Source organism: Clostridium sp. LIBA-8841, from assembly GCF_057782475.1.
In genome coordinates, this window is the sequence record NZ_CM173488.1 from 3,741,925 (window position 1) to 3,759,660 (window position 17,736).

Consider the following 17,736-nt stretch of genomic DNA (forward strand, 5'->3'; position numbering starts at 1 on the left):
CTCCTCCTCTATTATTTATTTCTTTCTTTTAAATTTATATAATAAGCGCCTTTTGCCGCTGAAACACTTTCATCTATAAAATCAATAACATTTATATGCTCCTTTAAGCATTTCTCAAATGTTTCTCTCATAATTTTGCTTTTTCTCACAACACCGCCAACTAGACCTATTGAACATTTTTCAAAACCTAGTTTTCCATAAACATTTTGTGTTGTTTTTGCTAAAGCAATAGCCTCTTTTTCTAATATTCCTATTGAGAATATATCTCCAGCTTCAGCAAACTTTGATACTATAGGAGCTACCTTAGCTATTTCATCCTTTGATGATGAATAAACAAACTCAACTATATCATCAACAGAATCCCAATTGAATTCCTTCATTATTGCAAGACTTAAATCTGACTTCTCAAGAGAATTATCTTCTTCAAAAAGAATATTCTTTAAAGCATCTATAGATATTTTATATCCACTACCTTCATCACCTAGTAGATGTCCGTATCCACCGCACCTAGCCACTTTCCCATTATTTATTCCAAAAACGATTGAGCCAGTACCTGCAATTACAAGTATTCCATCTTCACCTTTTAACATTGCTTTTAAAGCTAATTCACCATCATTCATAAGTGATGCCTCTATATCAAAAGCTTCTTTAACTGCATCCAATATGTATTTAGTGTTATCTCCAACTTCCATTCCTGCAATACCAAGATAAACACCCTTTAACTCATCTTTTCCTAATTCATCAATAAGCTCTTTTATAGAATCTACTATATTATTTAAAGCCTCATCCTTACCATTTAAAAGATTTGCAAATCCTTTTAATGATGTTTTTAGAACCTCTCCTTCTAAATCATAAGCAACAGCTTCTGTTTTGGTTCCGCCACCATCAACACCTATAATATAATCCATTGAAACTCCCTCCTTATGAATATATTTAATAAGCTCTAATGCTAAAACATTAGAGCTTATTTATGTGAGTAATAGAATTATTTTTCTTCTATTTTTTGATATAAATCAACTATCTCATTTGCTAAATCCTTTAATGTCATAGTAGTCATTAAGTGGTCTTGTGCATGAATTAATAGCATTGATATTTCTGCTTTTTCTCCACCAGCCTCACCTTGGATTAGAGCTGTTTGTGATTTATGAGCTTCACCTAATTGAACAGCTGATTTTTCTATTAGGTTTTTAGCACCCTCTATATCTCCAGTTTTAGCAAGTTGCATAGCCTCCATAGCATAGCTTCTAGCTTCTCCACTGTGTATTATTAAATTCATAATTATTTCTTCCATTTTCACACTTCCTTTTGCCTTAAATTCCCGTCTTTCTATTCATCAATAACCTAATATTTTATACGTTAATCTTTTTATACTATTTTGCGATTTCTAAAGCTCTGTTTAATACCTTTTCACCGTTCATAGTACCATAAGCTATTGTATCTATAACTTCTACTGGAACTCCTTTAGGAGCTAATAATCCTTGGAATTTTGATAATAAGAATCTAACTTGTGGTCCTAATAATAATACATCGATTTCATCAATTCTATTTTTAGCTTCTGCTTCTGCAACTGCATCTATTTCACATTCTATACCTTTAGCTTTTGCAGCTTCTTGCATTTTGCTTACTAATAAACTTGTTGACATACCTGCTGAACATACTAATAATATTTTTTTCATAATGAATTCCTCCTTGTAATAAACAACTTAATCTATTATTAATTATTTTTTTAATTTATTTTTATCTTATGCTATATATTAAAGCAATTATCATGCCAACTTTTCTGTGTTATTTTTAAATTAAAAAAATATTATAAAAGCTAGTATTTAAGCCATTTTTAGATAGTTTAACACATAAAAAAAAGTGTGTACACACTATACACACTTTTTTAAATTTAGCACACTAACTAAATTTTATACTCTATTATTTAAAATCATCTTAACTATATAAGCAATTTCATCGTCACCTATATTTATATTGTAATCAACTTCTATTATTTTTAATGCTCTCTTTACCATAATGAAATCTTTATTGTGTTTAGCTCTATATTCATTTAAACCATTAAACATTGTTTCTTTACCTTTATTTCTTAACTTATCAACTAAGAAAGAAACATGCATTAAAATTCCTATTTCTGCAGCTGGTTCAACTTTCATATCTAAACTATTCTCTACATTATTTATAAATGTTCTTATATCATTGACTAAATTATAGCAGTTAACTCCTTTAATTTGTGTTTTTAAAGATTCACATATTTTATTAAAATCGCTCTCTCTATCAACTATACCATCTAATCTTTCTATACCCTTTTCAGTAAATACTTCAGCCGCAGATATAAATGGAATATCTTCAACAAACATATTAACAGTTCCAACTATAGCTGCTACAATATAATCTCTTCTTACACTCTGTAACTTTTTGAAGAATTTTTCCTTATCTAAAATATCTAAAGAAATTATATTTACATTATCTATATTATGAAGTTTTTCACCTATTATTTTCTTTAACCTTTCAGCTGATCCTTCTCCTGTAAAACAAGTTGTAACTATAGCTATTTCTTTCTTATCCTCCTCTTCTTCTTTTCTATCGCTTCTTACACCATATTTATTTATATCTACACATGATTGATATATTGATTCTAAATCTCTTCCACTTAAGGCTTTTCTTCCTGCTTCTATTACAGAAAGTGTACTTACCATATCTACAGTTTTAATCTTAATATTTAATTCTTCTTTTAAAATTTCACCAAAATTAACCAAAGAACCCATATCAGCTAAAATTAAAACACCTTTACCTCTATCAATCTCTTTAGTCTTCTTTTTCACATTTTCAAACATATCCTCTGCTTTCATAGATAAAGGCATATCTAAAGCTTCAACATGCTGTTCTCCAATTAATGTATTAGCAACTTCCGCCATAGAACTAGCAGTACTTGCTCCATGCATTATTACTAAAACTCCAACTTTACGATTATCCTTTTTGTTAACAGTATCTGAATCAGCTGCTAAGAACATTGTTATATATCCTATTTCATCTAAAGATACTTGTACTCCAAATTCATCTTCAATCATTTTAACGGCATTCATAGCAATAATGAATTCTCTATTATATTCGGCTCTTATACTATTAAGTTTCGGGTGATAAATCTTATTTCCATTTATTATACGCTCTATACTTCCTTGAAGATGAAGTGCTAGTCCATAATAAACCTTATCATCATATTCTCTGCCTAACTTCTCTGAAGCATAAGCTAATATTTTTTCAACAATATCAACAATTCTGCTATCAACGATCTTTAGTATTTCATCTTTTCTGAAGTTTCCTTTTAGGTTTTTCATATATTTTCTGAAATACTCTTCTATATCAACATTTAAAATATCTGTTATTTCTTCTTCTTTAACACCTTTACCTTTTAAACTATCTATTTTATTTTCTATAGTTTCATAAAAAGATTCTCCGTCTTCCTTCTTTTCACCACTTAAATTTTTATTATTTAAATTCTCCTTATAGGAAAAGCGTAATACATCTTCAACACCATCAAAAAGTCTGTTTATTTCATCTCTATTTTCCTTAAGTTTCATTATTCCTTTTTTAACTATAGATTGAAGATCCGATTGCTCTATTATTATATATTTCTTCTTATTAAATTTATAATTTAAAAATGCTTTTGCACATGATAATTGAATATCACTCTTTAATTGTCCTATATTATTTGGACAATCATATAATAAGAAAGAAATTAATGCATTTTTATTTATATATATACTTTCCTTCAATCTTAGAGATTCTGACTTTATAAACTCTTCTAATAAATCGTATCTTTCCTCAATAGTTCTTTCTCTTAATGGTGGTAAAACTATTGTCATAGGAATTCTTCTAGTAAATGTCTGTAATAAGTATGATTTAGGATCTTCTGTAGTTGCCGCTATTATTTGAACTCTAACTTCTTCTTGCTTTTCTGTTTCACCTAAAGGTCTAAAAACACCTTTATCTATGAATGTAAATAACATCTCTTGCCCCTGTGGAGAAAGTCTGTGTATTTCATCTAAAAATAAAATACCGCCATCAGCCTTTTTTAGCAGTCCATCTTTATCCCTGTCGGCCCCAGTAAATGCACCTTTCTTAACACCAAATATCTGTGCTATAACTAACTGAGGATTATCTGCATAATCTGCACAGTTAAATCTTACAAATGGAGAATTCTCATTTAATACATGTGATTCCTTTGCAAAAAAATACATAGCTTCTGCAAACATAGATTTACCAACACCTGTTTCTCCTAAAATTAATGTGTGTAATCCTGAAGGTGGATAAAGTATAGCTGCCTTTGCTTGTTGTATAGGTATTTGTAATGATTGGTTTGCTCCGACTAAATTATCTAAGCTATTCTCAACTTCAATGCCTAATCTTTCTTCATGAGGCTCTTTGTCATTCTCGATAATCTTAATATCTTGCTCAATTTTTTCCTCTTCTTTTCCAACCTTATAAAGTACAGGTCTTCCTTCTATTTTTTTTATTTTATTTTCCTTGTATAACTTATTTAAATACCTACTTACATTTGCTCTATCTAAGTTTAGGTATTCTCCAACTTCACTTGCCGTTACTCCCTTATCTTCTTTTCCTTCGAGTAAAATAACCGCTTTTAAAACATCATCGATTTTTCTCATCTAAAGCCTCCAATTTAAAAAATTATAACTTTAAAATTTAAAAGCTTTTACACCATTAAATAATTATTATCATCGTATATTAATTTTTACAAAAAAATATTTATAAATATTATACAATATTTAAAAGTTAATTATTTAGTAAAAATTATTGATTTTATAAAACAAAAGGGCTTTAATTTAAAAAGCCCTTTTTTAACTTACCTAATTTGTCCATTTCCATAAATTATATACTTACTTGTTGTTAATTCCTTAAGTCCCATTGGTCCTCTAGCATGTAGCTTTTGTGTACTTATCCCAATTTCAGCCCCAAATCCAAATTCTCCACCATCCGTAAATCTTGTTGAAGCATTCACATATACCGCAGCCGCATCAACTCTTTGAAGGAATTTTTCTGAATTAAAATAGTTCTTAGTTACTATTGACTCTGAATGTTTTGTTCCATATTTATTTATATGATCAATAGCTTCATCTAAATTTTTAACAATCTTAACACCAAGAATATAATCTAGATATTCTTTTCCCCAATCCTCTTCAGTTGCCATGTTTATATCCTTAACGATTGCTTTAGTTTTCTCACAACCTCTTATTTCAACACCTTTTTCTCTTAAAGCTTTTATTGCTAATGGTAAGAATTTCCCTGCAATTTTTTCATTAACTAATAATTTTTCTGCAGCATTACATACAGCAGGTCTTGATGTTTTTGCGTTAATAATTATGTCTACTCCCATATCTATATCAGCTTCATCATCTATATATATATGACAGTTTCCAACTCCAGTTTCGATTACTGGAACAGTAGCATTATTTACTACAGCCTTTATAAGCCCTGCTCCTCCTCTTGGAATTAAAACATCTAAATAATCATTTAATCTCATGAAATCTGTAGCAGTTTCTCTTGAAGTATCTTCTAATATTTGTACAGCTCCTTCAGGAAGTCCAGCTTCCTTTAAAGCATCACTTATAATTTCAACTATCTTTAAATTAGAATTTATAGCCTCGCTACCCCCTCTTAAAATAACAGCATTCCCTGTTTTTAAGCATAAAGCAGCAGCATCAGCAGTTACATTAGGTCTTGCCTCATATATTATTCCAACTACTCCTAATGGCACCCTTTGAACTCCTATTCTAAGCCCATTAGGTCTCTTAAACATAGATGTAACCTCTCCTATTGGATCATCTAACTTAACAACATCTGCAACAGCATTAGCTATAGATTTAACTCTTTCCTCATCTAGTTTTAATCTATCTAGCATTGCATTAGATGTTCCCTTTTCAATAGCTTTTTGAAGATCTTTTTTATTTTCTTCTAATATTTCATCACATCTTTTTACTAATGCTTCACTTATTTTTAATAGCCCATTATTCTTTTCATTAGTAGATGCAAATGAAAGTTCATAAGAAGCCTCTTTTGCTTTCTTACCTTTTATGATAAGTTCATTATTCATTCTTTATTCCCCCTTTTTAGCAACAAACATAGTTCCTACATCTTCACCATTTAATATGTTTACTAATATTTCTGGATTTTCTCCATTAGCTAAAATCATATCTATTCCTTGGCTAGTTGCTACTTTAGCTGCTGAAAGCTTGGTTACCATTCCGCCTGTTCCTCTATTACTTCCAGCGCCTCCTGCACACTCTTCTATCTCTGGAGTTATCTCACAAACTTCTTTAAGCATTTTGCTATCTTTATTACTTCTTGGATCCGAATCGTAGAATCCATCTATATCAGATAATATTATTAATGTATCTGCTTTTACTAAAGTGGCAACTGTAGCAGAAAGACTATCATTATCTCCAAAATTTAATATATTCTCTATTTCATCAATTGAAATAGCATCATTTTCATTAACTATTGGTATTATTCCTTTTTCTAATAGAGTGTCAAAGGTATTACATACGTTATTTTTCATTCTTTCATTCTCTAATACATCTCTAGTTAAAAGAACTTGTGCCACAACGTGACTATACTCCCCAAAAAACTTATTATATATATGCATTAAAGCACATTGTCCAACAGCCGCAACAGCCTGTTTTTCTCTTATACTTTCTGGTTTTTTCTCAAGTCTAAGCTTTCCAACTCCAACCCCAATAGCTCCTGATGAAACAAGAACAACTTCTTTTCCCATGTTGCATATATCAGAAATTACCCTAGATAACTTCTCTATTCTCATTAAGTTTGTACTTCCATTCTCATAAGTTAATGTAGAAGTTCCAACCTTAACAACTATCCTCTTACTATCTTTCAATATTTTTCTCATTTGTAGGTTTCCCCCTTTTTATTTACAAATATATTTTCTTCCTTAAATTATAAGTATATTATATTCTAATATTTTAAATCGTGAAACTACCCATTTATAATTTCTCCACCATTTATATGTATTGTTATACCTGATATATATGATGATTCATTACAAGCTAAGAAAACATAAGCGCCTGCTAATTCTACTGGTTGCCCAGCTCTTCCCATAGGAGAATCACTTCCAAAGTTAGCAACCTTTCCTCCACCCATAGTTGAAGGTATAAGAGGTGTCCATATAGGTCCTGGGGCAACTGAATTTACCCTTATTCCTTTTGGAACAAGCATAGATGATAGAGTTCTTGTTAATGTTGTTAAAGCGCCTTTTGTACATGAATAATCAAGAAGAGTCTCATTTCCTCTATAAGCAACAATAGAAGTTGTGTTTATTATGCTAGCTCCACACTCCATATGTTTTAAAGCAGCTTTAGTCATATAAAAGGTTCCAAAAACATTTACTTTAAATGTATTTTCAAACTGCTCTGGTCCTATATCATCTAACGTTTTAGAATCATGTTGAACAGCAGCATTGTTAACTAATATATCTAGTTTTCCCCACTTATCAATAACCTTTTTAACACTTTCATTACAGAATTCAATTTTGGATATATCACCCTTTAAAACTAATACCTCAGCTCCTATATTTTCAATAAGCTCCTTAGTTTTGTTTGCATCTACATCCTCTTTATCTGTTAAATAAATAATACAAACCTTAGCACCTTCTCTAGCATAAGCTAAAGCTACTGCTCTTCCTATACCACTATCTCCTCCAGTGATTATAGCTACCTTATTTTTAAGCCTTTTTCCATCATTTATATATTCAGGCAACTCATATATAGGTAGAGGATTCATATCACTTTCTACTCCTGGATGAACACTTTGATTTTGAATTGGGAATTGTCTTGGGAATAAATTTTCATTACTCATAAATAATTTCCTCCTTAATATAACATTTAACTTTAACTCAATTATTTATAAGCTTATTATTCTCAATTATTTTTTACTTATAGCTTTACTTTGTATTTTCTTAACGATTTTTGCATTTAAAGTTATAGGTGAAACCTTAGATAAGAAAACTAATATTTTATTCATAAAACCTGGAATACATATAGCTTTATTTTTCATTAAAGCTTTATATCCTATTTCAGCAACTTCCTCGGCACTCATTGCCACATCTAAATCTCCTTTTCCTGCTCTCTTTGAAAAGCTAGTTTTTGTTGCTCCTGGACACAATGTAATCACATCAACACCTTTATCTTTAACTTCTTCTCTAAGAGCTTCTGAAAAGGATAAAACATATGCCTTACTTGCATAATAAACAGATATTAAAGGACCTGGTTGATATGCTCCTGTAGAGGCAACATTTAAGATTTTTCCACTTCCTTGATCTATCATATCCTTTAAAAACAATTTCGTTAATTTTGTTAAACTTATAATATTTACGTTTATTACATCTAATTGCTTTTGCCAATCTATTTCATTAAATTCTCCATTGAATCCTATACCAGCATTATTAATTAGTATATCCACTCTTCCTACATCATCTTTTATTTTTTTATATAAACTATCTATGCTCTCATTAAGACTAAGATCAGCCTTATATATGTAAGCACTTACAGATTTTTTCACTGAGAACTCTTGTAATTCTCTTAATTTTTCTAAATTTCTTCCTACTAAAATTGCATTATATCCATTTTCTATGAATATCTTAGAAAATTTATATCCAATTCCACTAGTTGCTCCTGTTATTAAAACTGTTTTTTTCATAAAAAATTCCCCTCTAAAAAATCCTTAATAAAACAATTATTATGTTTTTTACTAAATTGTCAAGTTTTTTCTGTAAACCTTTATTTTAAAAAACTTTATTAAACGTTTAACATATGATATAATAACACTTGCATCTATGATGTGGGAGGGTGAGGGCGCTATTTTTTTGAAAAGGAGAAAGGATGAAAAACTTTTTTAAACTTAAAGAACATGAAACAAATATAAGAACAGAATTACTTGCTGGTCTTACCTCATTTTTTGCTGCAGTTTATATAATTGTAGTAAATGCTAGCATACTTAGTGATGGAGGTGTCCCTGTTGAACCTCTTATAATAGCTACAGTTTTAGCAACATTAATTGGATGTGTACTAGTTGCACTACTAAGTAATGCTCCACTTATTATAATGCCTGGTATGGGGATTAATGCACTATTTACATATACCATAGTAACTACTATGGGTCTTACTTTCCAACAAGCTCTAGCATCTGTTATAGTAGCTGGATTATTGTTCATTGTGGTAGCGGTTACACCTTTAGCAGAAATTCTAACTAGCTCAATACCGAACTCATTGAAAGAAGCAATAACTGTTGGAATTGGTATTTTTATTACTTTCTTAGGATTACAAAAAGCTGGTCTAGTAGTAGGAAGCAGTTCAACACTTGTTGCATTAGGTGATATTTCATCTAAAGAAGTTATTGTTTTCTTCATAACTATGATAATAATGCTAATTTTATTTATAAAAAATGTACCAGGTTCATTCTTAATAGGAATTTTATCTGGAACTGTAATATCAATATTATTTGGAATCGTTGATTTATCAAGCTTCCAATTTTCACTACCTAATTTCAATGAATACAAAGAAGTCTTTATGTCAGCTGATTTTAGTGAAATATCTTCAGTTACATTCTGGGTTGCAACATTCTCACTAACTTTGGTTTTAGTATTTGAGAATATAGGATTACTTCATGGACAAATTGATGGTATGTTAAAACAACCTAGTAAAAGACAAAAGGCTCTTAATGCTGTTGCTTTTACCACTATAATTTGTGGTATTTGCGGTACTAGTCCTTCAGTTTCAACTGTAGAAGGTAGTGCTGGAATAGCTGCTGGTGGTAAAACAGGTTTAACTGCTATATTTGCAGGATTATTATTCTTAATATCAATCTTCTTTATACCAGTTATATCACTTATTCCAAACGCAGCAATAGCACCAGTATTAATAATAATCGGAGGATTAATGATTCAAAATATAGTTTCAATAAACTTTGAAGACTTTACAGAATCATTCCCTTCATTCATTACCTTAACTATAATACCTTTAACATTTAGTATAGTTGATGGTATTGCTTTTGGATTTATAGCTTATCCTATTTGTAAGTTAGCAACAAAGAAGTATAAAGACGTTTCAATCCCTATGTACGTTATATCAGCAATCTTTTTAATATATTTTATACTTCATGCAACTCAAATATAGCTTTAAACTATAAATTAAAATCCCTTATTGATATCAATAAGGGATTTTTTTTATATAATAGTTATATAGAAAAATTTAGGAGTATATTACATGGAACTCTTTAACTTATCTCCTGATCAACTTAATGCTCTTTGTATTCTAATAGCTAAAGATTTCTCTACTAAATATAATGCTGATCAACTCAATGTTTTAGGTAACTTTTTTATTGCTCTAGGTTCTAACATAGTAGTATATTCTGCTAGCTTTTCCTATTTTGATAGCTTAAAAGCTAAATCAAACAATAATTCAAATAATAATTCAAATAATAATTCAAACAATAATTCAAATAATAACTCAAGTAATAAAAATAAAGACTAGCATATGTATGTTAGTCTTTATTCTTTATTAATTTAACTAATGTTAAATATCAAATCTATATATTTTCTTCTTAACTATTCTCCTAGGAACATCTTCATATCATCTTCTACGTTTGTGATTCCACCAATACCAAAGTTTTCAACTAAAACTTTAGCTACATTTGGTGATAAGAATGCTGGTAGAGTTGGTCCTAAATGAATGTTTTTAACTCCTAAGTGTAATAATGATAGTAATACTATTACAGCTTTTTGTTCATACCATGCTATGTTGTAGCTTATTGGTAATTCATTTACACTACTTGTTCCAAATACTTCAGCAAGTTTTAAAGCTATTACAACTAATGAATATGAGTCATTACATTGTCCTGCATCTAAAACTCTTGGAATTCCATTTATATCTCCAAGTGGTAACTTATTATATTTATATTTAGCACATCCAGCTGTTAAGATAACAGTGTCTTTTGGTAATTTTTCAGCGAATTCTCTATAGTAATCTCTTGATTTAGCTCTTCCGTCACATCCAGCCATTACGAAGAATCTTCTTATTGCTCCTGATTTAACAGCATCTACTACTTGGTCTGCTAAAGCAAGAACTTGGTTATGAGCAAATCCCCCTACGATTTCTCCTGTTTCTATTTCTGTTGGAGCTTTGCAAGTTTTAGCTAACTCTATTATTTGTGAGAAATCTTTATGTCCATTTTCATCAGCTGTTATATGAGTACATCCTTCATATCCTACAGCCCCTGTTGTGAATATTCTTCCTCTATATGAATCTTGAACTGGTGTTATACAGTTTGTAGTCATTAATATAGGTCCATTGAATGATGCAAACTCTTTATTTTGTAACCACCATGCATTACCATAGTTTCCTGCAAAATGAGCATACTTTTTGAATTTTGGATAGTAGTGTCCTGGTAACATTTCACCATGAGTATAAACATCTACTCCAGTTCCTTCAGTTTGTTCTAATAACATTTCTAAGTCTTTTAAGTCATGTCCTGATATTAATATTCCTGGGTTATTTCTAACTCCTATATTAACTTTTGTTATTTCTGGATGACCATAAGTTGAAGTGTTAGCTTCATCTAATAATGCCATTCCATCAACACCAAATTTACCTGTTTCTAAAGCTAAAGCAGTTAATTCATCTGCACTTAATGAATCATCTAATATTTTAACTAAAGTTTCTGCCATGAATGCATGAACTTCTTCTTTATCATGTCCTAAGTTCATAGCGTGCTCCATATATGCAGCTAATCCTTTTAATCCATACATTATAAGCTCTCTTAAGCTTCTTATATCTTCGTTTTCTGTAGCTAATACTCCTACTTCTGAAGCTTTTGCTATCATTTCTTCGCTAGTTGTAGCTGTCCAAGTTGCACATCCTTTAAAGTCTGCTCCTACTGGATTTCCACCTTTAGCTTGCACTCTTTCTTTTAACTCTTCTCTTGCCGCTAAAGTATCTTTAACTCTTTTTTCTATTGCTTTAAAGTCAAAGTTTGCATTAGTAATAGTAATAAATAAGTTATCTATTATCATTCTATTTACTTTATTATCTACTATTCCTACTTTTCTTCCTTCATTAGCTACAGTAGCTAAACCTTTAGTAACAAAAATTAAAAGATCTTGTATTTTCGCTACATCTTCAGTTTTTCCACAAACACCTCTTACAGTACAACCTTTGCATCCTGCAGTTTCTTGACATTGAAAACAAAACATACTCATTATTCATTCCTCCATTTTTTTAATCTTTATATGTAAATTCTATTTTTAAGTTTCTTTTTATTAGGCAGCTCTCTTAGCTACCTTACATTTACGATTATACAATGTACATATCATGAACTCGGTAACTTATGTTACACCTTTAATAAATTTATTTAATAATAGAAATTTTTGTATAAAAACAGTTAGTTTCTGAATATTTATACATTATTCATTATTTTTATGCACATTTTTATTGATTTTATACATATTTTTATATATAATAAGCCTTGTACTAATTTATTTATTTAATAAAAGGGGGACTAATTTTGAAAACTAAATACAAATCGTCTGATTTACTAAAGTTTATAATTCCGTCGTTATTAGGAGTAATTCTTTTTATGGTTCCTATAAACGATGGTGGAAATATAACAATACCAGTAGCATTTTTCACAACTAGACTTAAGGATGTTATCGGAGATTATTTACCTACTTTATCAATGATAGTTGTTGTAATAGCTGCTTCATTAACAATAATAACTAAAGCATTTAAGCCAAAATTTATAATAGAGAATACTTTTTTAAACTCATTATTAAATGTTAACTGGATCTGGACAATCGGAAGATTATTAGGTGGATTATTTATAATATCAGCATTCACTGGAATAGGACCTGAAATAATAAAGTCTGACTCAACAGGTACATTCATATTAAATGATCTATTACCAACACTTATTGTTGTATTCTTCTTTGCAGGATTGTTCCTACCACTTCTTTTAAACTTCGGTTTATTAGAATTCTGTGGTGCTCTACTTACTAAAGTAATGAGACCATTATTTAAATTACCAGGTCGTTCATCAATTGACTGTATGACTTCTTGGTTAGGTGATGGAACTATTGGAGTATTACTTACTTCAAAGCAATATGAAGAAGGATTTTACACAGAAAGAGAAGCTTGTATAGTTAGTACAATGTTCTCAGTTGTTTCAATAACTTTTAGCTTTGTTGTTTTATCACAAGTTGGATTAGAGAATATGTTTATTCCATTCTACTTAACAGTTACTCTTGCTGGTGTAGTTGCTGCTATAATTCTTCCAAGAATTTGGCCTCTTAGTAAGAAACCAGATGCTTATTATAACAACTTAGAACCTAAGAATGCAGAAGATGTTCCAGAAGGATTTACTCCTTTTACTTTCGGACTTGCTAAGGCAGTTGAAAAAGCACAAAATGAAAGTAGCTTAAAGAAATTCTTCACTGATGGAATTAAAAATGTGCTTGAAATGTGGATAGGTGTTTTACCTGTAGTTATGGCAATGGGTACATTAGCTCTTATGGTAGCTGAATATACTCCTGTATTCCAATGGCTTGGAGTTCCTTTCATTCCTCTATTTAAGATTTTAGGAATTCCAGAAGCTGCTGCTGCATCTCAAACTGTTATAGTTGGATTTGCTGACATGTTCTTACCATCAGTTATAGCATCAAAAACTATTCTTAGTGATATGACTAAATTCGTAGTTGCTTGTGTTTCAGTAACTCAACTTATATATCTATCAGAGGTTGGAAGTGTTATTTTAGGATCAAAAATTCCACTAAACCTAAAAGAGTTATTTATGATTTTCTTAATGAGAACACTAGTTACTCTACCAGTTATAGCACTTGCAGCACACTTATTATTCTAAAAAGCAAAAGAGATTGTCATATGACAATCTCTTTTTTGTATTTAAAAATCCTCTATTCTTATAACATTATGAACTGTACAGATTTCTTCTAGTCTTTCTAACCCTTTGATTGCTTGCTTTATATTTTCTTCTTTTGTTTCATGGGTAGTTAATACTAACTTTATAAAATTATTTTTAACCTCCCTTTGAGCAATAGACTTAACATTCACATTACTCTTTCCAAATACATTAGTTACAGTTCCTAAAACTCCTATTTTATCTTCAACTGATATCATCATGTAATACTTGCTCTTTATTTCATCAAAACTTCTTGTTTCTCTAACCCAAAGATTATTCTTAGTTACTAATCCTTCTGCTTCTAAGCTTATATTATTTCTGATTATTGAAATTATATCACTTACTACAGCACTTCCTGTAGGTAAATCCCCTGCTCCCTTTCCATAAAACATTAAATCTCCCACAGCATTTCCCTTAACAAACACAGCATTAAATGAATCATGGACGTTAGCTAATGGATGTCTTTTAGGAATCATTGTTGGATGAACTCTAAGTTCTAATTCACCTTCTACCTCTTTAATAATTCCTAATAATTTTATTACATATCCAAATTGGTTTGCACACTCAATATCACTCTTTGTTATTCCTGTTATCCCCTCTCTATATACATTCTCTGTACTTATCTTTGTTCCAAAAGCCAGCGATGCTAATATTGATAGTTTGTATTGCGCATCATACCCCTCTATATCTGATGTTGGATCTGCTTCTGCATATCCTTTTTCTTGAGCCTCTTTTAATGCTTCATCAAAACTACTTCCCTCAAATTGCATCTTAGTCAAAATATAATTTGTGGTTCCATTTATTATTCCATAAAGACTTTCTATCTTATTGGCAGTTAAACTCTCATTTATTCCAGCTATTATTGGAATTCCCCCTGCAACACTAGCCTCGTAGTTTAGTCCTACACCCTCTTTATCAGCAATTTCATAGAGTTCATCTCCTTGAATTGCTAATAACATTTTGTTAGCAGTTACTATATGCTTTTTTCTTTTCATTGCATTAATTATATATTCTTTAGTTGGTTCTATTCCCCCCATAAGTTCAACAACAATCTTAATATCATCATCACTTAAAATATCATTATAGTCTGTAGTTAAAAGTTCCTTTGGAACATCAACACATCTCTTCTTATTGATATCTCTAACTAATATTTTGCTAATTTCAATATTATAACCAGAACGTTTTACAATCTCCTCTTTATTGGCATTGAATATCTTCCAAACTCCGCTGCCCACATTACCTAGCCCAAGTAATGCAATTTTTATACTCTTCATAAAATATTCCCCCTTAAAATATGCTTATTGCTTTAATTAAATGCTATACCCTGAATCCAATTCTTATATATTCTTTCAGCAGTCTTTTCCCAAGAAAATATTATATCCTTGCTTTCATCATTTCCTTGGAAATAATTTGTAGGAATCTCTATAAATTCTCCTTTAGCTTTATCTCTTAAGTACTCCTTTTTTAGCACGTCTTTACCATACTCTAAGTGTCCTAATATATAATAATCATTAGATTTTCCTTTTAAAAAAGTAAATTCCCCTAGTTCATTTTCAGCCAAAACCTGAAGATTTTTATTATTTAAAACATCTTCCTTACTTAAAGTTGAATGTCTTGAATGTGGTGCCTTAAATCCATTTTCTATTCCCTGCAAAATATCTCCTTTTTTAAGTATTTCATGCGAAAAAACTCCGAAGACCTTATTATCTAAAACAACTTTTCTAATTCCATAAAAATAATTTAAAGCTGCCTGTGCTCCCCAGCAAATATATAGAGCTTTCTTCTCATATTTTCTTAAGTAATCAAAAATTTCAATTAGCTCTTTAATGTATGAAACCTCACTAAACTCCAACTTCTCCAAAGGAGCTCCAGTTATAATCATTCCATCTAATCTATCCTTAATCTCATTAAAAGTTCTATAATTTTTCTCTAAATACTCTTTAGAGGTATGTTTTGATTTATGTGATTCTAATCTTATAAAATCAATATCTAAATCTTCTCCACATTTATATAGGATATTTAATATATGAACCTCAGTTTCTCCTTTAATTGGCATTAAATTTAAAACACCTATTCTTTTCCTTTTCTTTTTGCACTCCTTCTGAGAGAATATCTCATTAAGTCCTAATATTTTTATCCCCTCAAGTTCCAATGATTTAAAAAATAAACCCATTTATTCATCACCTAATTTACTAAAAGCTTGTTCAAAATCTTTTATTATATCTTCTATTCCTTCTATTCCTACAGAAACCCTAATTAAATCTTCAGTTACTCCAGCTTTTATTAAATCCTCTGAAGAAAGTTGTCTGTGTGTTGTACTAGCTGGATGTAAAAGAGTAGTTCTAACATCTCCTAAGTGAACTACCAACTGAGCTAACTGTAAGTTATCTATAAACTTCTTAGCAGCCTCTCTTCCTCCTCTTATTCCAAAAGATAAAAGTCCAGAAGCACCCTTTGTAAAGTATTCTCTAGCTAGCTCATAATCTTTATGAGATTCTAAAAGAGGATAGTCAACCCAAGTTACATTTTCATTTTTTTCTAAAAATCTAGCTAATGTTAAAGCATTTGAACTATGTCTTTCCATTCTAAGATGTAATGTTTCTAAACCTATATTAGTTAGATAAGCATTAAATGGACTTGTTGTGCATCCTAAATCTCTAAGCAAAGTAACTCTAAGCTTAGTTATATAAGCTGCCTCCCCAAAAGTTTCAACATACTTAAGTCCATGATAACTTTCATCTGGTTCAACTAAACATGAAAACTTTCCATTATCCCAATTAAAGTTCCCTCCATCAACAATTATTCCGCCAAGAGCTAATGAATGACCATCTGAATACTTACTAGTTGAATGAACAACTATATTAGCTCCATGTTCTAGTGGATTAAATAAGTATGGTGTCGCAACTGTATTATCTACTATTAATGGAATTCCATTTGATTTGGCAACCTTAGAGAATTTTTTCATGTCTAAAATCCTTAAAGATGGATTTCCTAAGCTTTCCCCAATTATAAGCTTAGTATTATCCTTTATGCTTTCTTCTAACTCACCTTCACTACAATCTGGAGATACGAAGGTAGTATCTATTCCTAATTTCTTTAATGTTGTTCCTAAAAGATTAAATGTTCCTCCATAAACCGTTGATAAAACTACTATATGTTCTCCTGCCTTACAAATATTCAAAACTGCTAATAATACTGCAGATTGTCCAGATGATACTGATACTGCACCTACACCAACTTCTAAAGCTAAAAACTTCTCTTCTAAATTGCTAACTGTTGGATTACTTATTCTAGTGTATATATGTCCATCTTCTTTTAAATCAAAAAGATTAGCTACCTGATCACAACTTTCAAACTTATATGATGTACTTTGTACTAATGGCTGAGTCACTGGCTCACCTGATTTAGGATTAAATCCTCCTCTTATACATAATGTGTCCTTACTAAAATTTTTACTCATTTTAAAGCCCCCTCTTTTATTAGCTAGCAATCTTTTATTAATTAAATATCTCCAAAAATAAAAGCTATTCCTCAGTCCTTAAGACAAAGAAATAGCTCTAAATGCATAATAAAAAATCACGCAAATATCTCTACAATCTCTTATCTCTCAGGATTTCTCCTTGCAGGATTTAGCACAATTCTGATCTATGATGATCAGCTGTTGCTAGGCTTCATAGGGCCAGTCCCTCCACCGTTCTTAATAAAAGATATATACTAGTTTTTTTAATTTTAAAACAATTA

Annotated in this window: 15 protein-coding genes and 1 riboswitch; of the genes, 3 read left to right on the forward strand and 12 right to left on the reverse strand. The window is 30.3% G+C overall.

The window, feature by feature from the left end; genetic code table 11:
* Positions 1–11: 11 nt before the first annotated feature.
* From AC2A4K_RS16710 to AC2A4K_RS16745, 8 genes are all read right to left on the reverse strand, one after another.
* Entirely contained in the window at positions 12–908 is an 897-nt protein-coding gene (locus tag AC2A4K_RS16710) for an N-acetylglucosamine kinase (protein WP_322504828.1), read from the reverse strand.
* Between the two features lie 77 nt (positions 909–985).
* Positions 986–1,291: a PTS lactose/cellobiose transporter subunit IIA gene (locus AC2A4K_RS16715; protein WP_322504829.1), complete on the reverse strand. Its 306-nt coding sequence runs from the start codon at positions 1,289–1,291 to the stop codon at positions 986–988.
* A 79-nt stretch (positions 1,292–1,370) separates the two neighbouring features.
* Positions 1,371–1,676 (reverse strand): PTS sugar transporter subunit IIB, encoded by a 306-nt coding sequence (locus tag AC2A4K_RS16720; protein WP_322504830.1) that lies wholly within the window; start codon positions 1,674–1,676, stop codon positions 1,371–1,373.
* A 234-nt stretch (positions 1,677–1,910) separates the two neighbouring features.
* Entirely contained in the window at positions 1,911–4,664 is a 2,754-nt protein-coding gene (locus AC2A4K_RS16725; protein ID WP_322504831.1) for a sigma-54-dependent transcriptional regulator, read from the reverse strand.
* A 197-nt stretch (positions 4,665–4,861) separates the two neighbouring features.
* Complete coding sequence (locus tag AC2A4K_RS16730; protein WP_322504832.1) at positions 4,862–6,109, reverse strand: glutamate-5-semialdehyde dehydrogenase; 1,248 nt, start codon at positions 6,107–6,109, stop codon at positions 4,862–4,864.
* A 3-nt stretch (positions 6,110–6,112) separates the two neighbouring features.
* Positions 6,113–6,922 (reverse strand): glutamate 5-kinase, encoded by an 810-nt coding sequence (gene proB, locus AC2A4K_RS16735; protein WP_322504833.1) that lies wholly within the window; start codon positions 6,920–6,922, stop codon positions 6,113–6,115.
* 86 nt (positions 6,923–7,008) lie between these two features.
* A complete protein-coding gene (locus tag AC2A4K_RS16740; RefSeq protein WP_322504834.1) occupies positions 7,009–7,887 on the reverse strand; it encodes an SDR family oxidoreductase in 879 nt (292 codons plus the stop codon).
* Positions 7,888–7,953: 66 nt separating this feature from the next.
* A complete protein-coding gene (locus tag AC2A4K_RS16745) occupies positions 7,954–8,727 on the reverse strand; it encodes an SDR family NAD(P)-dependent oxidoreductase (RefSeq protein WP_322504835.1) in 774 nt (257 codons plus the stop codon).
* A gap of 182 nt (positions 8,728–8,909) precedes the next feature.
* On the opposite strand from AC2A4K_RS16745, the gene AC2A4K_RS16750 reads away from it, so the two are divergent.
* On the forward strand, positions 8,910–10,202 hold the full coding sequence (locus AC2A4K_RS16750; RefSeq protein ID WP_322504836.1) for an NCS2 family permease: 1,293 nt from the start codon (positions 8,910–8,912) through the stop codon (positions 10,200–10,202).
* Between the two features lie 90 nt (positions 10,203–10,292).
* Positions 10,293–10,559 (forward strand): hypothetical protein, encoded by a 267-nt coding sequence (locus AC2A4K_RS16755; protein WP_322504837.1) that lies wholly within the window; start codon positions 10,293–10,295, stop codon positions 10,557–10,559.
* Between the two features lie 74 nt (positions 10,560–10,633).
* Here the strand turns inward: AC2A4K_RS16755 and hcp are convergent, their stop codons facing one another.
* On the reverse strand, positions 10,634–12,283 hold the full coding sequence (gene hcp / locus AC2A4K_RS16760) for a hydroxylamine reductase (protein WP_322504838.1): 1,650 nt from the start codon (positions 12,281–12,283) through the stop codon (positions 10,634–10,636).
* A gap of 305 nt (positions 12,284–12,588) precedes the next feature.
* Here hcp and AC2A4K_RS16765 point away from each other — a divergent pair, with 305 nt between their 5' ends.
* On the forward strand, positions 12,589–13,938 hold the full coding sequence (locus tag AC2A4K_RS16765) for a YjiH family protein (RefSeq protein ID WP_322504839.1): 1,350 nt from the start codon (positions 12,589–12,591) through the stop codon (positions 13,936–13,938).
* A gap of 41 nt (positions 13,939–13,979) precedes the next feature.
* On the opposite strand, the gene AC2A4K_RS16770 is transcribed toward AC2A4K_RS16765, so the two are convergent.
* The 3 genes from AC2A4K_RS16770 to AC2A4K_RS16780 are packed head-to-tail and all read right to left on the reverse strand — an operon-like array spanning position 13,980 to position 17,455.
* The gene (locus AC2A4K_RS16770; RefSeq protein ID WP_322504840.1) at positions 13,980–15,269 is read right to left on the reverse strand and encodes a homoserine dehydrogenase; all 1,290 of its coding nucleotides are present in this window, start codon (positions 15,267–15,269) and stop codon (positions 13,980–13,982) included.
* 32 nt (positions 15,270–15,301) lie between these two features.
* Positions 15,302–16,168 (reverse strand): homoserine O-acetyltransferase/O-succinyltransferase family protein, encoded by an 867-nt coding sequence (locus tag AC2A4K_RS16775; RefSeq protein WP_322504841.1) that lies wholly within the window; start codon positions 16,166–16,168, stop codon positions 15,302–15,304.
* Positions 16,169–17,455 carry an O-acetylhomoserine aminocarboxypropyltransferase/cysteine synthase family protein gene (locus tag AC2A4K_RS16780; RefSeq protein ID WP_322504842.1) on the reverse strand — a complete coding sequence of 429 codons (1,287 nt, stop codon included), beginning with the start codon at positions 17,453–17,455 and terminating at the stop codon, positions 16,169–16,171.
* Between the two features lie 137 nt (positions 17,456–17,592).
* Positions 17,593–17,702: riboswitch (SAM riboswitch) on the reverse strand.
* Positions 17,703–17,736: the final 34 nt, after the last annotated feature.

Excerpts from the sequence above, each read along its gene's own strand:
- AC2A4K_RS16710 (WP_322504828.1), bottom strand. The coding sequence starts at position 908 with ATGGATTATATTATAGGTGTTGATGGTGGCGGAACCAAAACAGAAGCT.
- hcp (WP_322504838.1), bottom strand. The coding sequence starts at position 12,283 with ATGAGTATGTTTTGTTTTCAATGTCAAGAAACTGCAGGATGCAAAGGT.
- AC2A4K_RS16775 (WP_322504841.1), bottom strand. The coding sequence starts at position 16,168 with ATGGGTTTATTTTTTAAATCATTGGAACTTGAGGGGATAAAAATATTA.
- AC2A4K_RS16720 (WP_322504830.1), bottom strand. The coding sequence starts at position 1,676 with ATGAAAAAAATATTATTAGTATGTTCAGCAGGTATGTCAACAAGTTTA.
- AC2A4K_RS16770 (WP_322504840.1), bottom strand. The coding sequence starts at position 15,269 with ATGAAGAGTATAAAAATTGCATTACTTGGGCTAGGTAATGTGGGCAGC.
- AC2A4K_RS16750 (WP_322504836.1), top strand. The coding sequence starts at position 8,910 with ATGAAAAACTTTTTTAAACTTAAAGAACATGAAACAAATATAAGAACA.
- AC2A4K_RS16725 (WP_322504831.1), bottom strand. The coding sequence starts at position 4,664 with ATGAGAAAAATCGATGATGTTTTAAAAGCGGTTATTTTACTCGAAGGA.
- AC2A4K_RS16780 (WP_322504842.1), bottom strand. The coding sequence starts at position 17,455 with ATGAGTAAAAATTTTAGTAAGGACACATTATGTATAAGAGGAGGATTT.
- AC2A4K_RS16730 (WP_322504832.1), bottom strand. The coding sequence starts at position 6,109 with ATGAATAATGAACTTATCATAAAAGGTAAGAAAGCAAAAGAGGCTTCT.
- AC2A4K_RS16745 (WP_322504835.1), bottom strand. The coding sequence starts at position 8,727 with ATGAAAAAAACAGTTTTAATAACAGGAGCAACTAGTGGAATTGGATAT.
- proB (WP_322504833.1), bottom strand. The coding sequence starts at position 6,922 with ATGAGAAAAATATTGAAAGATAGTAAGAGGATAGTTGTTAAGGTTGGA.
- AC2A4K_RS16715 (WP_322504829.1), bottom strand. The coding sequence starts at position 1,291 with ATGGAAGAAATAATTATGAATTTAATAATACACAGTGGAGAAGCTAGA.
- AC2A4K_RS16755 (WP_322504837.1), top strand. The coding sequence starts at position 10,293 with ATGGAACTCTTTAACTTATCTCCTGATCAACTTAATGCTCTTTGTATT.
- AC2A4K_RS16740 (WP_322504834.1), bottom strand. The coding sequence starts at position 7,887 with ATGAGTAATGAAAATTTATTCCCAAGACAATTCCCAATTCAAAATCAA.